Source organism: Bacteroides sp. OM05-10AA (assembly GCF_003439055.1).
GTDB lineage: Bacteria > Bacteroidota > Bacteroidia > Bacteroidales > Bacteroidaceae > Bacteroides > Bacteroides intestinigallinarum.
In genome coordinates this window covers 62,694-78,904 of sequence record NZ_QSUR01000005.1, presented here as the reverse complement: position 1 = coordinate 78,904, position 16,211 = coordinate 62,694, and the positions used below count along the sequence as shown (strand labels likewise).

Here is a 16,211-nt window from a genome sequence, read left to right as displayed (position 1 = left end):
GATTGATTAAGTACATAAGTTGAATAATTAAGTTTGGAACAATGAGGAAACTTCTTCTTTTTTTATTGGTATCTATCGCATTACCGGCCTTGGCGCAGAATGGAAAGAAAGTGTATGCCGACTTTCACGGAGTGCGCTATAGCCGGCAGCATGACGGAAAGCTGGGGCGTTGGGAGATGTATGCCAATACGGAAAAATCAAGTACCGGAAGAAAGTCGCTGTGTTATAATGCCGACCTGATAGACAGCGAAGGACGGCATGAAATAGCAGCAGTGGCCTATCCACAAGTCGGAATGCAGTCCAATCTCGATCCCGATTATATTGAATATCAGATTTTGTCTGCGAAAGCAGCCAAGATAGATGGATTCTTTATCGAATGGGGATTCAAGCCTCACGAAAATGACATCTTGCTGCGTGAAATGCAGAAAGTGGCAGCGAAGTACGACTTTGAAATTGGTGTAAACTGGTGCGACGGTTGGTTGTATTATGACTGGATTACTAAACTTTATCCGGAAATTAATACCCGTGAGGCAAAGACCGAATACATGGCTAAATGTTATCAATATTTGGTAGATAGCGTCTTTACCGGTCCTACAGCTCCTATGGTGAAGGGAATGCCTGTGTTTTATCATTTTGGTCCCGGAGCGAAAGTGGATGAATATAAGAAAGTATTATCACTGGCGAAGTTACCGCAAGGAATGAAGCAACCGGTTGCTTTACGCCGTTGGGCGGATTGGGGAAAACTGGAAAATGATAAATATATCCCCGTCACTCGTAGCGATGAAATGGATACCTGGAAAGAAGTGGGAGAAATACCGACTGCATGGCTTCCTGCCCGTGTCCGTACAAGAGATCAGGCACATGCCGAATGGGATAATTACGCCACTCAGGATGATGTTATCGAGTTTATGAAACCTTTCCGCGATTCCATCTGGCATAGTAACAATCCTGCGTATACAATTAAGTCGGGATTTGCCATGCCGGGAATGGATAACCGCGGTTGTGCAGGCTGGGGACGCGGACATTTCTATTATATTCCGCGTAACAATGGAGAAACCTACCAAAGTATGTGGAAGTTCTGTATGGCGGAGAAAGACAGCTTGGATATGATGTTTATTGCTTCGTGGAGCGACTATACCGAAGGACACGAAATAGAGCCAACCATTGAAAACGGTGACCGCGAATTGCGTACTACTTTAAAATATGCGGCAGAGTTCAAAGGTGAACAGGCGGATGAACGTGGATTAACCTTGCCTTTGATGCTTTTCCGTTTGCGAAAAGAAGCCCGTTTCCTGGAAAAGACAAAGATGGATGTATCCGGTTGTCATCGTTCCCTCGATAAGGCGGCATTGTTAATCAGCCAGGGACGTTATCCGGTGGCGATAGGCTTGTTGTCACAAATTGAAAATGATGTCAAGACAGCAAAGTCAGCTTTGGCAGTTGAGATGATGCGTTTGCGCGATTCGGACATTAAGATTCAGGGAAAGCGAAAATCCGGTGGTTACAGTGCCGAAGAAACCCTCTCTATTTCTTTGCCAAAAGAGCTGGTTTCCAAACTACAAATGAATAACTATGTCGGGTATCTCTATTTTGAGTATTTGGACAAAGGAAATGAATCCCTTTTTATACGTTCGTCTACGCTGCGTGAACCGAAAGAACCGTTTAAAATTGTGTCCCGGATACGTACCGACAATACGGGTGAATGGAAAAGCGCAAAAGTAGAATTGTATAAGGATAATATCGTGAATGGATTCAATATGCCTACTTTCTATTTAAAAGGAAATGTCGTAGTCCGTAATTTGTCATTGGGCTATACGATCTACACAGTCAAATAAATGCATGGATGAAGAGTTTAAATAATTGGTTATTAGTTTTATCTGTACTAGCCTGCTTCGGATGTTCCTCTCCGGTCCATGAAGATGACAGGGGATGTGCTTTCGTATCTGACAGTATTCAATATCGGGTCGAGTTTATGTCGGCGGGGTGCGTGCGGATTCTCTCTTTTCCCGAAGGTGATACGCTGGTAACAAAAAGATTGGTGGTTGATTCGGAAAAGCCGGCTTTCAAAGATTATAAATGGGAAGATACGGGACAGAAGCTGCTCTTTCGCACCCGTGAACTTTCCGTAGTTTTTGATAAGGCAGATGCGGCTTTCACTTTTCAGGAAACATCCACAGGTAAGTTATTACTAAAAGAGAAAGGGGATAGAAAGGCACGGAACTTCAAACGTTCGGTTGCCGGAGGTGAACAATGTCTCGAAGTCACTCAACGCTTTGTTCCTACCGAGGATGAGGCCATTTACGGACTGGGACAGTATCAGAATGGAATCATGAACTATCGGGGGAAATCCGTACTTCTGTTACAGGCCAATATGGATATTGTCAATCCGTTCCTTATTTCAACCAACGGATACGGTGTCTTATGGGATAATTATTCTTCTACGAAGTTTGAAGATACGAAGGAGGGCTACTCATTTACTTCCGAAGTAGGTGATGCTTCCGACTATTATTTTGTCTATGGCAAGAATATGGACGAAGTCGTTGCCGGTTATCGGGAATTGACGGGGGACGTGCCGATGTTTGGAAAATGGGTGTATGGCTTCTGGCAGTCCAAAGAACGTTATAAGTCGTTCGATGAATTGAAGGCAGTCGTTAAAGAATACCGTAAACGGGGAATTCCGTTGGATAACATTGTGCAGGATTGGGAATATTGGGGAGACAAACCTCATTGGAACAGCCTGACTTTCCATCCGGCAAACTTTAATCATCCCCGTCAGGTTATTGATGAACTGCATCAACAGGACCATGTTCATTTTATGCTTTCCGTATGGCCCGGATTTGGACCGGAAACGGCTGTCTATCAGTCTTTGGATTCTATCGGTGCATTGTTTAGCGAACCTACATGGGCGGGTTATAAGGTTTTTGATGCCTATAATCCTGTTGCACGGGATATCTTCTGGCAATACCTCAAGAAAGGACTCTATGATATGGGCGTGGATGCCTGGTGGATGGATGCAACGGAACCATCTTTCCGGGACGGATTCACACAGCTGAAGCAGGAAGAAAAGACCAAATCGGCAGGTAATACTTATCTGGGTAGCTTCCACCGTTATCTGAACACTTATTCTTTAGAAATGCTAAAGGACTTCTATCAACGCCTGCGCGCCGAGAGCGATCAGAAACGTATATTTATCCTAACTCGTTCCGCCTTTGCCTCGCAACAGCATTATGGTACAGCCGTCTGGTCGGGTGATGTGTCGGCTTCATGGGAAAATATGCACAAACAACAGGTTGCCGGCTTAAACTTGTCTATGTCCGGTATTCCGTATTGGACTTCCGATACGGGAGGATTCTTCGTCACAGAACGGGATGCGAAATATCCCGACGGACTGAAAAGTAATGATTATAAAGAGTTGTATTCCCGTTGGTTCCAGTTTAGCGCATTTACTCCTATCTTCCGCGCTCACGGTACGAACGTGCCGCGTGAAATTTGGCAATTCGGTGAAAAGGGGACATTATCTTATGATAACCAAGTGAAGTATATCCATCTGCGCTACCGTTTGTTGCCTTACATTTACTCGATGTCTCATCAGGTAACTGCCAATAACTATACCATGTTGAGAGGCTTGGCTATGGATTTCACAACAGATACCCGGACTTTTGATATTGATAATGCCTATATGTTCGGTACTTCCTTATTGGTGCGTCCGGTATTTCATCCGCAATCGGAAGAAAAGAACATCAGTATTTATCTGCCGGAACACAGCGGTAAATATTGGTATGACTTCTGGACCGGAGAAGCTTTTGAAGGAGGAAGAGAACAAATGCAGACAAATATCCTCGATATACTTCCGCTCTATGTGAAGGCAGGTTCTATCTTGCCTTTGGCAGAAGTGAAACAATATGCGATGGAATATCCCGATCGTGAATTGGAACTGCGTATCTATGGAGGAGCGGACGCTTCTTTTTTATGGTATGAGGATGAAGGTGATTCCTACCGCTATGAAGAGGGCGTATGTTCGAAAGTGCCGATGCAATGGAAAGATTCGGAACGGACATTGACTATTGGTCTGCGTGAGGGAACTTATCCCGGCATGCCGGAACAAATAAAAATGCATGTGAAATTATATCTGCCTGAAGGTGCAGCTCTTGATAGCAAAGAGTGCGTCTATACAGGTGGAGAAGTAAAAATAAAGTTTTAATTATAAGCATACATCGATTATGAAGAAGTTTCTCTATATTTTTATTCTCTTGTTTATTGTGGGATGGGCACAAGCGCAACAGCGCGTGGTGTACACAATCAATGACGGATGGAAATTTACAAAAGGATCTCCGTTTGAAGCGCAGCTGGCCGGCTGTGACGACTCTTCTTGGGAGACGGTCAATATACCTCATACATGGAATAATAAAGATGCAGACGACGAAACTCCGGGATTTTATCGGGGGCCGGCTTGGTACCGGAAACAATTGTTTGTAGATAAAAGCCAGGAGGGACGTCAGGCTGTGATCTATTTTGAAGGAGCCAATCAGGAAGTGCGATTCTATCTGAACGGTCAGTTTGTGGGAGAGCACAAAGGGGGGTATACCCGTTTCTGTTTTGACATCACTTCCCATTTGCGTTATGGACAGGAAAACCTGTTTGCCATTTATGTGAACAATGTCTATAACCCGAATATTCCTCCCTTATCTGCCGATTTTACTTTCTTTGGCGGTATCTACCGGGATGTCTATTTGCAATTTATGAATCCGGTGCACATTGCAACGAATGATTATGCTTCATCAGGAGTTTATATCCGTACACCCGAAGTGAATGACTCCGCAGCTTCGGTAGAAATCACTACATTACTGACGAATAATACACTCCAACCTGCTGAAATCAGGGTGGAAAATGTAATCTGCGATGCGGATGGTAAGGAAGTGAAAAAGACTCAAGCGGAAATAAAGCTGGCATCCGGCGAAACAAAGACGGACATCTCTAAAAAGATAAAAATAGATTCTCCCCGTTTGTGGGATATAGACGATCCTTATCGGTATATGGTATATACGCGTATTCTTGATAAGAAAAAGGGGACTTTGCTGGATGAAGTGGTGAATCCGTTAGGCTTGCGCTGGTTCAAGTTTGATTCGGAAAAAGGCTTTTTCTTGAATGGCAAATGGCGCAAACTGATCGGAACTGCCCGGCATCAGGATTATTTTCAGAAAGGAAATGCCTTGCGCGACGAGTTGCATGTACAGGATGTATTGCTGTTGAAAGAGATGGGAGGGAACTTCCTGCGTGTGTCACATTATCCCCAAGATCCTGTAATCATGGAAATGTGTGATAAACTGGGTATTGTGACTTCAGTTGAAATCCCCGTTGTCAATGCTGTTACGGAAACCGAAGAGTTTTTGCAGAACTCCGTTGAGATGGCTAAAGAAATGGTGCGTCAGGACTTCAACCGCCCTTCTGTTATGATTTGGGGCTATATGAATGAGATTTTCCTGCGTCGCCCTTATACCGAAGGCAAACAATTGGAAGACTACTACCGCTTTACTGAAAAAGTAGCCCGTGCCTTGGAGGCGACCATTCGAGAGGAAGATCCTTCCAGATATACCATGATGGCTTATCATAATATGCCTCAATATTACGAAGACGCCCATCTGACCGAAATCCCGATGATTCAGGGATGGAACTTGTATCAAGGCTGGTATGAACCGGATATTAATGAGTTTCAACGTTTGCTTGATCGTGCTCATAAGGTATACAAAGGAAAAGTACTGATGGTTACGGAATATGGGCCGGGAGTAGATCCGGGACTTCATTCCTACCAGCCGGAACGTTTCGACTTCTCACAGGAATATGGTTTGGCGTATCATAAACATTATCTCCGTGAAATGATGAAACGTCCGTTTATAGCCGGTTCCAGTCTGTGGAATCTGAATGATTTTTATTCCGAATCCCGTGTAGATGCTGTTCCTCATGTAAACAATAAAGGAGTTGTCGGATTAAACAGGGAGAAGAAAGATGTCTATTGGTTTTATAAGACAGCTTTGTCACGTCGTCCGATACTTGTTATAGGTAATCGGGAGTGGAAAAGCCGTGGGGGAGTGGTGAATACTGCACAGAAAGAATGTATTCAGTCTGTCCCTGTATTCTCTAATGCGGAAGAAGTAGAGCTGTTTGTGAACAATAAAAGTCTGGGAAAGAAAAAGGTAGAAGATAATTATGCCTTGTTCGACGTACCGTTCGTTGGTGGAGAGAATCTCCTGGAAGCAGTTGCCGTGGCTGGTGATAGCAAATTGCGGGATATGCTCCGGATTCAGTTCCAGTTGGTAGGCTCACAGTTGAAAGACGAAGCAATTCCATTTACGGAAATAAATGTAATGTTGGGTTCTCCGAGATATTTTGAAGACCGTACAGCAAATGTAGCATGGATTCCCGAGCAGGAGTATAAGCCCGGTAGCTGGGGATTTGTAGGCGGAACTTCTTATCGTCGTAAAACAGGATTCGGCAGTATGCTTGGTTCGGATATTGACATTCTGGGAACGGATATGAATCCAATCTTCCAGACTCAACGTGTTGGAATAAAATCTTTTAAAGCTGATGTACCGAATGGAGAATATTCCGTATATTTGTACTGGGCAGAATTGGAGTCGGACAAAGAGAGGGAAGCGTTGGTTTATAATCTGGGAGCTGACTCGGAACAGACGTTTGCCGGAAACCGTAGCTTCGGAATTTCAATGAATGGAACGACTGTTTTGGATGATTTCAACATAGCTCGTGATTACGGATATGCCCGTGCTGTTATCAAGAAATTTGTAGTAACGGTGAAGGATGGAAAAGGATTGAGTGTTGACTTTCATAAAAAAGAAGGAGAACCTATTCTGAACGCTATCCGTATTTATAGAAACTATTAATCATAAACACTGTCAATATGCTTAGGTCTATTTATTTACTGTCTTTTCTCCTCCTGCAATCTTTATTTGCTTTTGCCGGGAATGTAAAGGAGAATGTTCCGTCTTCTTTTGACTTGTATGTATGCATCGGACAATCCAACATGGCGGGGCGTGCAACATTAACTCCGGAAGTCATGGATACCCTCCAAAATGTGTATCTATTGAATGATAAGGGGAATTTTGAACCGGCAGTAAATCCTCTCAATCGTTATTCTACAGTTCGGAAAGATTTGTCAATGCAGCGTTTGGGACCGGCTTACGGCTTTGCTAAAGAGATGGCCCGACAAACGAAACGTCCTGTCGGGCTGGTAGTAAATGCGCGTGGAGGCTCATCCATCAACTCCTGGCTAAAAGGGAGTAAAGACGGATATTATGAAGAAGCTCTTTCCCGGGTTCGGATTGCAATGAAGCAGGGAGGTGTTTTGAAAGCAATCCTTTGGCATCAGGGAGAAGCCGATTGTTCGAATCCGGAAGCGTATAAACAGAAACTGATTTCTTTGGTGAAAGACTTGCGGGAAGATCTGGACATGCCGGATCTACCGGTTGTTGTAGGACAGATTTCACAATGGAACTGGACGAAAAGAGAAGCAGGTACAGTCCCCTTTAATCAGATGATTAAAAAAGTTTCTTCATTTATTCCCTATTCCGATTGGGTATCATCGAAAGGATTGGGATGGTATAAAGATGAGAAAGACCCTCATTTTAATACGGAAGCACAACTGTTATTAGGAAAACGTTATGCGAAAAAGATACTGAAGTTTTATAAACATCAATAGGATACCCTTTTTCGAAGGAACATAAAAGCCGGCTGATCCCTCATGAATCAGCCGGCTTTTGTATGGTGAATAACTAAATACTGCCTTGTTGATAGAAAAGGAGTCTATATGCTTAATTGTCTTGTTATAAGCAAATTAACCTGTTAATAACTTTGTTGATATCCTTGTTGATAACTGAAATTAGGTTGTGAATAAAACCAGTAAAGAAGAGTCGTCATAAAAAAGAAGAACCGCATTTCTGCGATTCTTCTTATCTTTAGTTGCGGAGATCCGACTCGAACGAATGACCTTTGGGTTATGAGCCCAACGAGCTACCAACTGCTCCACTCCGCGATGTTTAACGGGTGCAAAGGTACGGCTTTTTTTGAAACAAACAAATAATTTGCTGAATATTTTTCGAGTAAATCATCATTTTTTTCTTATTTAGCTGAGAATGAATGAAATAATGATGAAACTTTTTCTTAGCACCTATTAATATACAAATGTTAATATTCTCTCTATTTTCTTGTATGGTCTAAAGAAAAGAATTACTTTTGCTCAAAATATTCAGCAATGTGCAATTTGTAACCTATGACCGTATCCAAGACAAAAGCCAAATTAGTAGATGTAGCCCGTCAGCTTTTTGCGAAGATGGGAGTAGAAAACACAACTATGAATGATATCGCTCTTGCTTCTAAAAAAGGTAGACGAACGCTCTATACTTATTTTAAAAGTAAGGATGAAATTTATTTGGCTGTTGTGGAATCGGAATTGGATATTCTGTCGGATATGATGAAGCGGGTGGCCGAGAAAAATATCTCACCGGACGAGAAATTGTTGGAGATGATATATACCCGGTTGGACGCAGTAAAAGAGGTCGTCTATCGAAACGGAACACTGCGTGCTTATTTCTTCCGTGATATATGGCGGGTGGAAAAAGTTCGCAAGAAGTTTGATGCAAAGGAAGTCCAGCTCTTTAAAGCTGTTCTTCTGGAAGGACAGGCAAAAGGAGTTTTCCATATTGACGATGTGGAGATGACTGCCGACTTGATACATTATTGTGTGAAAGGAATTGAAGTTCCTTATATTCGAGGCCATATAGGTGCACATCTGGATGAAGATACAAGAAATAGATATGTGTCCAACATTGTGTTTGGCGCACTGCATAGAACAGAAATTTAATTAAATAACTTTTAGTATGGGATTATTAGACGGAAAAACAGCCATTGTAACCGGTGCTGCTCGCGGTATTGGTAAGGCTATCGCTCTTAAGTTTGCTGCCGAAGGCGCAAACATCGCATTTACTGACCTTGTCATTGACGAAAATGCAGAAAATACAGCTAAAGAATTGGAAGCAATGGGCGTGAAAGCCAAAGGTTACGCTTCTAACGCGGCTAACTTTGAAGATACTGCAAAGGTCGTTGAAGAAATCCACAAGGACTTCGGACGGATCGATATATTGGTAAACAATGCCGGTATCACTCGTGACGGTTTGATGATGCGCATGAGCGAACAGCAATGGGATATGGTAATCAACGTGAACCTGAAGTCTGCATTTAACTTCATCCATGCTTGTACACCTATCATGATGCGTCAAAAAGCTGGTAGCATTATCAATATGGCCTCTGTTGTAGGTGTTCACGGAAATGCAGGACAGGCTAACTATGCTGCTTCCAAAGCAGGTATGATTGCATTGGCTAAGTCTATCGCACAAGAGTTGGGCTCTCGCGGCATCCGTGCCAACGCTATCGCTCCGGGATTCATCCTGACAGACATGACAGCTGCTCTTTCTGACGAAGTAAGAGCTGAATGGGCAAAGAAAATTCCTTTGCGTCGTGGTGGTACTCCTGAAGATGTGGCAAACATCGCTACCTTCCTGGCTTCTGATATGTCTTCTTATGTATCAGGTCAGGTGATTCAGGTAGATGGTGGTATGAATATGTAATCGAACAGAATGACTGTTGTATACGAAGACAACCATATCATTGTAGTCAACAAGACCGCTTCCGAGATTGTCCAGGCAGACAAGACGGGGGATACGCCGCTTTCGGAGACTGTAAAACAGTATCTGAAAGAGAAGTATCAGAAACCCGGAAATGTTTTCCTCGGTGTGACACACCGGTTGGACCGCCCCGTAAGCGGTCTTGTTATTTTTGCCAAAACGAGTAAGGCATTAACAAGGCTCAACGAAATGTTTCGCACCAGTGAGGTGAAAAAGACTTATTGGGCAGTCGTGAAAAATGCGCCGAAAGAACCGGAGGGTGAACTGGTGCATTTCCTTGTGCGCAATGAAAAGCAGAATAAGAGTTATGCATACGACAAGGAGGTGCCGAACAGCAAGAAAGCGATCTTGCATTACCGGTTGATCGGTCATTCGGAGAATTACTATTTGCTCGAAGTCGATTTAAAAACCGGACGGCATCATCAGATCCGTTGTCAATTGGCAAAAATGGGATGTCCTATCAAGGGAGATTTGAAGTATGGTTCTCCACGCTCCAATCCGGACGGGAGTATTTGCCTGCATGCCCGGAGAGTGAGATTCATACATCCTGTCTCCAAAGAACTGATAGAGCTTGAAGCTCCTCTTCCCGAAGGGAATTTATGGAAAGGATTCGCCATAGATTAACACGGATTTCCACAGATTCATTTATTATGTTATTTAGTAGACGGTACGCAGTTTTTCTGTGGAAAACCGTGTAAATCTGTGGTTGGAACTTGCCAAAAGAGTAAACCTGCCTGCCATTTTTCTTGTAAACTCTAGCGACAGTTAGTTAATTCCTAAATAGGTAGTATATTTGCATCATTCGCTAACTATAATTTTCAATCATACCAAAGAAAAATACGAATGAAGGCATTTAAACTACTTGCACTTACTTCTTGTGTCTTGCTTGCAGCGGGAAATGGAGTAGCGCAACAGAACTATTCAAAAAGTGAAGGATTATTGCAGTACGTCGATCCGTATATCGGATCCGGTTATCATGGACACGTCTTTGTTGGGACGAGTGTTCCGTATGGAATGGTACAGCTGGGTCCTACCAATATCCATAAAGGTTGGGACTGGTGCTCGGGTTATCATTATTCCGATAGTATTTTAATTGGCTTTTCACATACCCATTTGAGCGGTACGGGCTGTACTGACTTATGTGATATTCTCATCATGCCATTGAATGAGATCCGTACTCCCAGAGGCAATCAGGATGATATACGTGATGGGTATGCTTCCAGATATTCTCATGCGAATGAAATCGCCCGTCCCGAATATTACTCTTTGCTTCTCGACCGTTACAACATCAAAGCCGAGCTGACAGCTACAGATCGTGTAGGCTTCCATCGTTATACTTATCCCGAAGGAAAACCTGCTTCCATATTGATCGATTTACGTGAAGGAAACGGATCGAATGCTTACGACAGCTATATCCGTAAGGTAGATGATTATACGGTAGAGGGGTATCGCTATGTGAGAGGCTGGAGTCCTTCCCGCAAAGTTTATTTTGTGTTGAAAAGTGATAAGAAGATAGAACAGTTTACTGCCTATGACGATAATGCCTCGCAACTTTGGGACCAACTGAAAGTGGCATCGGTGAAGAGTGTCCTTACTTTTGGTAACGTGAAAGAAGTGAAGATAAAAGTCGCTCTTTCTTCTGTTAGCTGTGACAACGCAGCGATGAACCTGCAATCCGAACTTACTCACTGGGATTTTGATAAGGTGGTGGATATGAGTGCCGCCCGATGGAACAAGCAACTGGAGAAGATGACAATAGAAACTGATGATGAGGCTTCCAAACGAGTGTTCTATACCGCCCATTATCATACAATGATTGCCCCTACGCTTTTTTGCGATGTGAATGGAGAGTATAGAGGAATGAATGACATGATTTACACAGACCCGAAGAAAGCCAACTATACGACTCTTTCTTTATGGGATACCTACCGTGCATTAAATCCTTTGATGACTATTACTCAACCTGAAATGGTTGACCATGTAGTCAATTCGATGATTTCCATCTATCGTCAGCAGGACAAACTCCCTATCTGGCCTTTGATGAGTGGAGAGACCGATCAGATGCCGGGGTATAGCTCCGTGCCGGTGATTGCCGATGCATATCTGAAAGGATTTACCGGGTTCGATGCGGAAGAAGCATTGCAAGCAATGATAGCTACAGCTACTTATGAAAAGCAGAAAGGAGTACCTTATGTAGTCAAAAAAGGCTATATCCCTGCCGACAAAGTTCATGAAGCTACTTCCATAGCCATGGAGTATGCAGTGGACGATTGGGGAATTGCCGCTATGGCACGTAAGATGGGAAAGGCAGAAGATGCTGAAACATTCTCAAAGCGTGCTCATTATTACAAGAACTATTTTGATTCTTCTATCCATTTTATTCGTCCGAAACTGGAAGACGGTTCTTGGCGTACTCCTTACGATCCGGCACGTTCCATCCATACTGTTGGAGATTTCTGTGAAGGAAACGGATGGCAATATACTTTCTTTGCTCCACAAGACCCGTATGGGCTGATTGCCTTGTTTGGTGGTGACAAACCTTTTGCAACGAAAGTTGATGTTTTCTTTACCAACACCGACAGTATGGGCGAAGGAGCTTCGAGCGACATAACCGGATTGATCGGACAATATGCGCATGGAAACGAACCGAGCCATCACGTTGCTTATCTTTATGCGTATGCCGGTGAACAATGGAAAACGGCGGAAAAGGTTCGTTTTATCATGAGTGATTTTTACACAGACCAACCGGGCGGCATCATCGGTAATGAGGATTGTGGCCAAATGTCTGCCTGGTATCTTCTTTCATCTATGGGACTCTATCAGGTGAACCCGTCGGATGGTGTATTTGTTTTCGGTAGCCCTTGTTTTAAAAAAGTAGAAATGAAGGTACGTGGTGGTAACACTTTTACTGTAGAAGCACCAAATAACAGCAAAGAAAATATCTATATCCAGAAAGTGTATTTGAATGGCAAGCCTTATGATAAGAGTTATATCACTTATCAGGATATAATAAATGGCAGCACATTGAAGTTTGTAATGGGAAAAAAGCCTAATAAGAATTTTGGTAAGGCTCCGGCAAACAGACCAGTTGTTTTGAATAAGATAAATAGATAAAGATGACTTACTTATAAAAGACAGCTAATTATTGAAAGGAGGAAGAAGCCTCCGACAATGAAAGAATAAAGCTGGTTCTCAATATTCAATTCAGTTTTCAATAGGTATTATAAGGCTTTCCGATTGTAGCATTTAATTCTGCTTCGGAAAGCTTTATTTTATACTAGAAACGGCTGAAAAGCAAATCTTTAACAAGAACTTACTGTTTTCAGCCGTTTTTGGGGATATAGTTTTAAGAAATAAGTTAGTCCTGATTACATCTTTCCTTTAAAAAAGAATGTAATCAGGATTATTTTTATAACTATGGCAGCGGATCAGCCTTTGCCGGCCGTTTCGGATCATAAACGGCCACTCCTACTTTGGAGTCTGCACAGCCATAATACAAATACCATTTGTTTTTGAAGTAGACCATTCCTTCGATAAATACGGTTCCATCTACATATTGCCCACTCTTTTCAAAGCTGTCCATCGGACGGAAGAACGGTTCGTCGAGACGGGTGATAAAGCGGGTAGGATCATTGGCGTCGAAGAGTGCTTGTCCGGCAGCATAGACATTGGCGGTATAGCGTTTGTCACCTCTTCCTGAATGGTTTTTACCATTATAAAGAAGGACAATTCCTTTCGGAGTGTAGATAGCTGGAGGCCCACATTCGGTGAGATGGCTGTCGAAGTAGCCGTCACGGGGAGAAAACAGCTTTTTTAGGGAGCCGTCAATGTTGACAATCGGTGTCCAATGGATTAAGTCATCGGAAGTAGCTGCGAATACATGCTCTTCTCCCCAGTACATAAAGTATTTCCCGTTGATTTTCTTGATAACCTGCTTCCCTTTAACAACTTCGGTCAGGATAGAGCCGGACTTACAACCCAGGTTGAAGAACTTTCCATCAAATGCTTTGGCAAAAGCAGGACCGTGTTTTGTCCAGTCTTTTAGGTTGCGAGAAGTCGCTACTGCCAGGCGAGGCACATGGCGATTCCATTGGGTGTACATCATTACATATAATCCGTCATCGGTTACGGCAATTCGTGGGTCTTCGCAGCCGCCGGGCCATTCCAACTCTTTTTGTGAATCATTATCCGGATAGAATACAGGAGTCTTTTCCCGTTGGAAATGTGTGCCATCGGTAGAAGTGGCATAACCGAGGCGGGAAGTCCGGTGTCCGATACCGACACCTGATTTATCCTCTGCACGGTATAACACGACAATCTCACCATTGTAGAGTGTAGCAGCCGGATTGAATGTATCGTTCGATTCCCACGCAATAGAATCTTTGGTCAATGGACAGTAAAACTTGGTGTTTTCTATAGGAGATATTACCGGATTGACATTCTTTGGACGTTCAAAACCACCGAAAGCCCAATCGGGTAATTGGTTTTCTTTATGATTGGAAGACTGTCCGTAGGCAGTACAAGTCATTATGGTTGTAGTAAGTAGGAATAAAAAAGTTGATTTCATATTGTTCATATTATATGGGGCATTTATTTTTTAGGAGTCATATACTCTCTACATATAAATTGGAAAATAAATAAAATGCTGTCATCTGTCACCTGATTGGACATAAATGATTGATTATAAATATACTGCAGTGTGACAGCATGATGTGATGGCAAGGTGACGACAACTTTGCTGTCACCTTGTCGAAAGTAAGGATTTTATTGCTTTTCTGCTATGTGGGTATTTATTTCTCTATCCGGAGCGGTATTCAAGGATTATCAGACTATTACGGAAGAGAGAGTTTCAGTACTTGAAACTAAAAGTTCTATTGCTTGAAACTTTTGTTTCGTCAGCGGGAAACTTTAGTTTCATCGGTGAGAAACTCTAGTTTCTCTTACTTGAAACTATGGTTTCAAAGGCGTGAAACTAAAGTTCTTCAACCTTGAAACTACTTTGGAAGCGTAAGCTTCAAGGTTAGAAACAGTTATCTCATAAGCGGGAATACAATAAAAAACATAATAGAAGACTATTGGATACTATTCAGTAAGTCTACCTTTCCTTCATTCACGAGTTTTAGGATTAGTTCTCCAAACAGCGTATTTTGCCATGCAAACCAGGAACGAGTAAAGTTCTTCGGGTCGTTCTTGTGGAAAGATTCATGCATGAACCCTGTTCCGGCATCCGTATCCATCAGCATTTTGATGCAGGTCTTGATTTCTGCGTCGTTTTGACTGGTGAATGCTTTCATCATAATACTCATGGGCCAAATCATATCATATCCGATGTGCGGACCGCCAATTCCTTCGCCGGCAGTACCTTTGAAGAAGTAAGGATTATCTTCGCTCCATACAAACTTACGGGTATTCTGATAAATAGGATCGTTCACTTTCACATCCCCAAGATAAGGCAGGGCAATGAGACTCGGCACATTGGCATCATCCATTAACAGTTGATTGCCGAAACCGTCCACTTCGAAAGCATAGATTTTGCCATATTTCGGATGATTGTAAACCGCATACTGTTTCAGGGCTGCTTCCACTTCGTTCGACAGTGTAGTACATTCTTTAGCTAAATCAGGTTTCTTGTTGACCGTATTCAGAATTTCGGCAGCTTTGCGCAATGAAGTTACAGCAAAGAAGTTGGACGGAACGAGGAACTGGAAAGTTGTAGCATCATCCGAAGGACGGAAAGCAGAAGCAATCAGTCCGACCGGCTTTACAGGATTACCCCAGCCGTCGTTGGTCATCGTATCAAGTGCACGTTCCGTTTTGCGTTGGAAACGATAAGGACCTTTCGGATCTTCTTTTCGTTGCTGTTCCTTAAACGTTTTCAGAACCTTGGCGATGGCTGTAAGCCATTCGTCGGAGAATATACTGGCATCTCCCGTCGTTTTCCAGTAATGATAAGCAAGACGGATAGGATAACAGAGCGAGTCGATTTCCCATTTGCGTTCGTGCAGTTCGGGCTTCATGTCCGTAAGGTCGCTCATCCATTCGCCGCCTTCGGAATTCATGTTGAAAGCATTGGCATACGGGTCGATATTGATACACTTGAACTGACGTTTGATAACGCCGGCCAGCATCTTTTTCAGTTCCGCGTCTTTGTTGGCGAGTTGTACGTAAGGCCATACTTGTGCACCCGAATCGCGCAACCACATGGCGTGGATGTCGCCTGTATAAACAAACGTATCATCTTTACCGTCAAAATGAACAGTAGTATCCAGTGTGTTCGGGAAACAGTTTTCGAACATCCATGCCAAGCGGGCATTCGTCAGCAGTTGCTTGATATGCGCAATTTGTTGTTCCACAGCTTGAGAGACAAACAGACGTTTCGATGCTTCCGGACGGTTCGTCTGATAGTTGTTGATTTTGGTATTATCTTGTTGGATGACAAAATCACTGTTCGTTATAGCCTGCATATTGCCAGCACCAAAGAGTGCTATGGACAAACAAAAGGCTTTAGTTATATTCATG

10 protein-coding genes and 1 tRNA gene are annotated in these 16,211 nt (G+C 43.0%); 8 read left to right on the top strand and 3 right to left on the bottom strand.

Translation table 11 applies throughout. The features are described 5' to 3' along the window. Positions 1-41 precede the first annotated feature (41 nt). From DXB58_RS05375 to DXB58_RS05360, 4 genes are read left to right on the top strand one after another with little or no spacing between them, the layout of a single operon-like run. Positions 42-1,835, top strand: coding sequence for a glycoside hydrolase family 71/99-like protein (locus DXB58_RS05375; RefSeq protein ID WP_122136146.1), 1,794 nt, complete (start codon positions 42-44; stop codon positions 1,833-1,835). Between the two features lie 8 nt (positions 1,836-1,843). After that, entirely contained in the window at positions 1,844-4,201 is a 2,358-nt protein-coding gene (locus DXB58_RS05370; RefSeq protein ID WP_122136145.1) for a TIM-barrel domain-containing protein, read from the top strand. A 19-nt stretch (positions 4,202-4,220) separates the two neighbouring features. Then, on the top strand, positions 4,221-6,896 hold the full coding sequence (locus DXB58_RS05365) for a glycoside hydrolase family 2 TIM barrel-domain containing protein (RefSeq protein ID WP_122136144.1): 2,676 nt from the start codon (positions 4,221-4,223) through the stop codon (positions 6,894-6,896). Positions 6,897-6,913: 17 nt separating this feature from the next. Further along, positions 6,914-7,711 (top strand): sialate O-acetylesterase, encoded by a 798-nt coding sequence (locus tag DXB58_RS05360; protein WP_008645237.1) that lies wholly within the window; start codon positions 6,914-6,916, stop codon positions 7,709-7,711. A gap of 260 nt (positions 7,712-7,971) precedes the next feature. On the opposite strand, the gene DXB58_RS05355 is transcribed toward DXB58_RS05360, so the two are convergent. Next, positions 7,972-8,044, bottom strand: a tRNA-Met gene (locus DXB58_RS05355). 237 nt (positions 8,045-8,281) lie between these two features. On the opposite strand from DXB58_RS05355, the gene DXB58_RS05350 reads away from it, so the two are divergent. From DXB58_RS05350 to DXB58_RS05335, 4 genes are all read left to right on the top strand, one after another. Then, complete coding sequence (locus DXB58_RS05350) at positions 8,282-8,872, top strand: TetR/AcrR family transcriptional regulator (RefSeq protein ID WP_004299903.1); 591 nt, start codon at positions 8,282-8,284, stop codon at positions 8,870-8,872. 16 nt (positions 8,873-8,888) lie between these two features. Continuing rightward, a complete protein-coding gene (gene fabG, locus DXB58_RS05345) occupies positions 8,889-9,635 on the top strand; it encodes a 3-oxoacyl-[acyl-carrier-protein] reductase (protein WP_004299904.1) in 747 nt (248 codons plus the stop codon). A gap of 9 nt (positions 9,636-9,644) precedes the next feature. Continuing rightward, on the top strand, positions 9,645-10,316 hold the full coding sequence (locus tag DXB58_RS05340; RefSeq protein WP_122136143.1) for an RluA family pseudouridine synthase: 672 nt from the start codon (positions 9,645-9,647) through the stop codon (positions 10,314-10,316). 219 nt (positions 10,317-10,535) lie between these two features. Beyond that, positions 10,536-12,806 carry a GH92 family glycosyl hydrolase gene (locus DXB58_RS05335; protein ID WP_122136142.1) on the top strand — a complete coding sequence of 757 codons (2,271 nt, stop codon included), beginning with the start codon at positions 10,536-10,538 and terminating at the stop codon, positions 12,804-12,806. Positions 12,807-13,107: 301 nt separating this feature from the next. On the opposite strand, the gene DXB58_RS05330 is transcribed toward DXB58_RS05335, so the two are convergent. Both DXB58_RS05330 and DXB58_RS05325 read right to left on the bottom strand, forming a co-directional pair. After that, entirely contained in the window at positions 13,108-14,268 is a 1,161-nt protein-coding gene (locus tag DXB58_RS05330; protein ID WP_199487921.1) for a glycoside hydrolase family 130 protein, read from the bottom strand. A 496-nt stretch (positions 14,269-14,764) separates the two neighbouring features. Then, on the bottom strand, positions 14,765-16,210 hold the full coding sequence (locus DXB58_RS05325; RefSeq protein WP_122136141.1) for a glycoside hydrolase family 125 protein: 1,446 nt from the start codon (positions 16,208-16,210) through the stop codon (positions 14,765-14,767). Between the last annotated feature and the right edge of the window lies 1 nt (position 16,211).

Excerpts from the sequence above, each read along its gene's own strand:
- DXB58_RS05375 (WP_122136146.1), top strand. The coding sequence starts at position 42 with ATGAGGAAACTTCTTCTTTTTTTATTGGTATCTATCGCATTACCGGCC.
- DXB58_RS05325 (WP_122136141.1), bottom strand. The coding sequence starts at position 16,210 with ATGAATATAACTAAAGCCTTTTGTTTGTCCATAGCACTCTTTGGTGCT.
- DXB58_RS05370 (WP_122136145.1), top strand. The coding sequence starts at position 1,844 with ATGAAGAGTTTAAATAATTGGTTATTAGTTTTATCTGTACTAGCCTGC.
- DXB58_RS05360 (WP_008645237.1), top strand. The coding sequence starts at position 6,914 with ATGCTTAGGTCTATTTATTTACTGTCTTTTCTCCTCCTGCAATCTTTA.
- DXB58_RS05365 (WP_122136144.1), top strand. The coding sequence starts at position 4,221 with ATGAAGAAGTTTCTCTATATTTTTATTCTCTTGTTTATTGTGGGATGG.
- DXB58_RS05340 (WP_122136143.1), top strand. The coding sequence starts at position 9,645 with ATGACTGTTGTATACGAAGACAACCATATCATTGTAGTCAACAAGACC.
- DXB58_RS05350 (WP_004299903.1), top strand. The coding sequence starts at position 8,282 with ATGACCGTATCCAAGACAAAAGCCAAATTAGTAGATGTAGCCCGTCAG.
- fabG (WP_004299904.1), top strand. The coding sequence starts at position 8,889 with ATGGGATTATTAGACGGAAAAACAGCCATTGTAACCGGTGCTGCTCGC.
- DXB58_RS05330 (WP_199487921.1), bottom strand. The coding sequence starts at position 14,268 with ATGAACAATATGAAATCAACTTTTTTATTCCTACTTACTACAACCATA.
- DXB58_RS05335 (WP_122136142.1), top strand. The coding sequence starts at position 10,536 with ATGAAGGCATTTAAACTACTTGCACTTACTTCTTGTGTCTTGCTTGCA.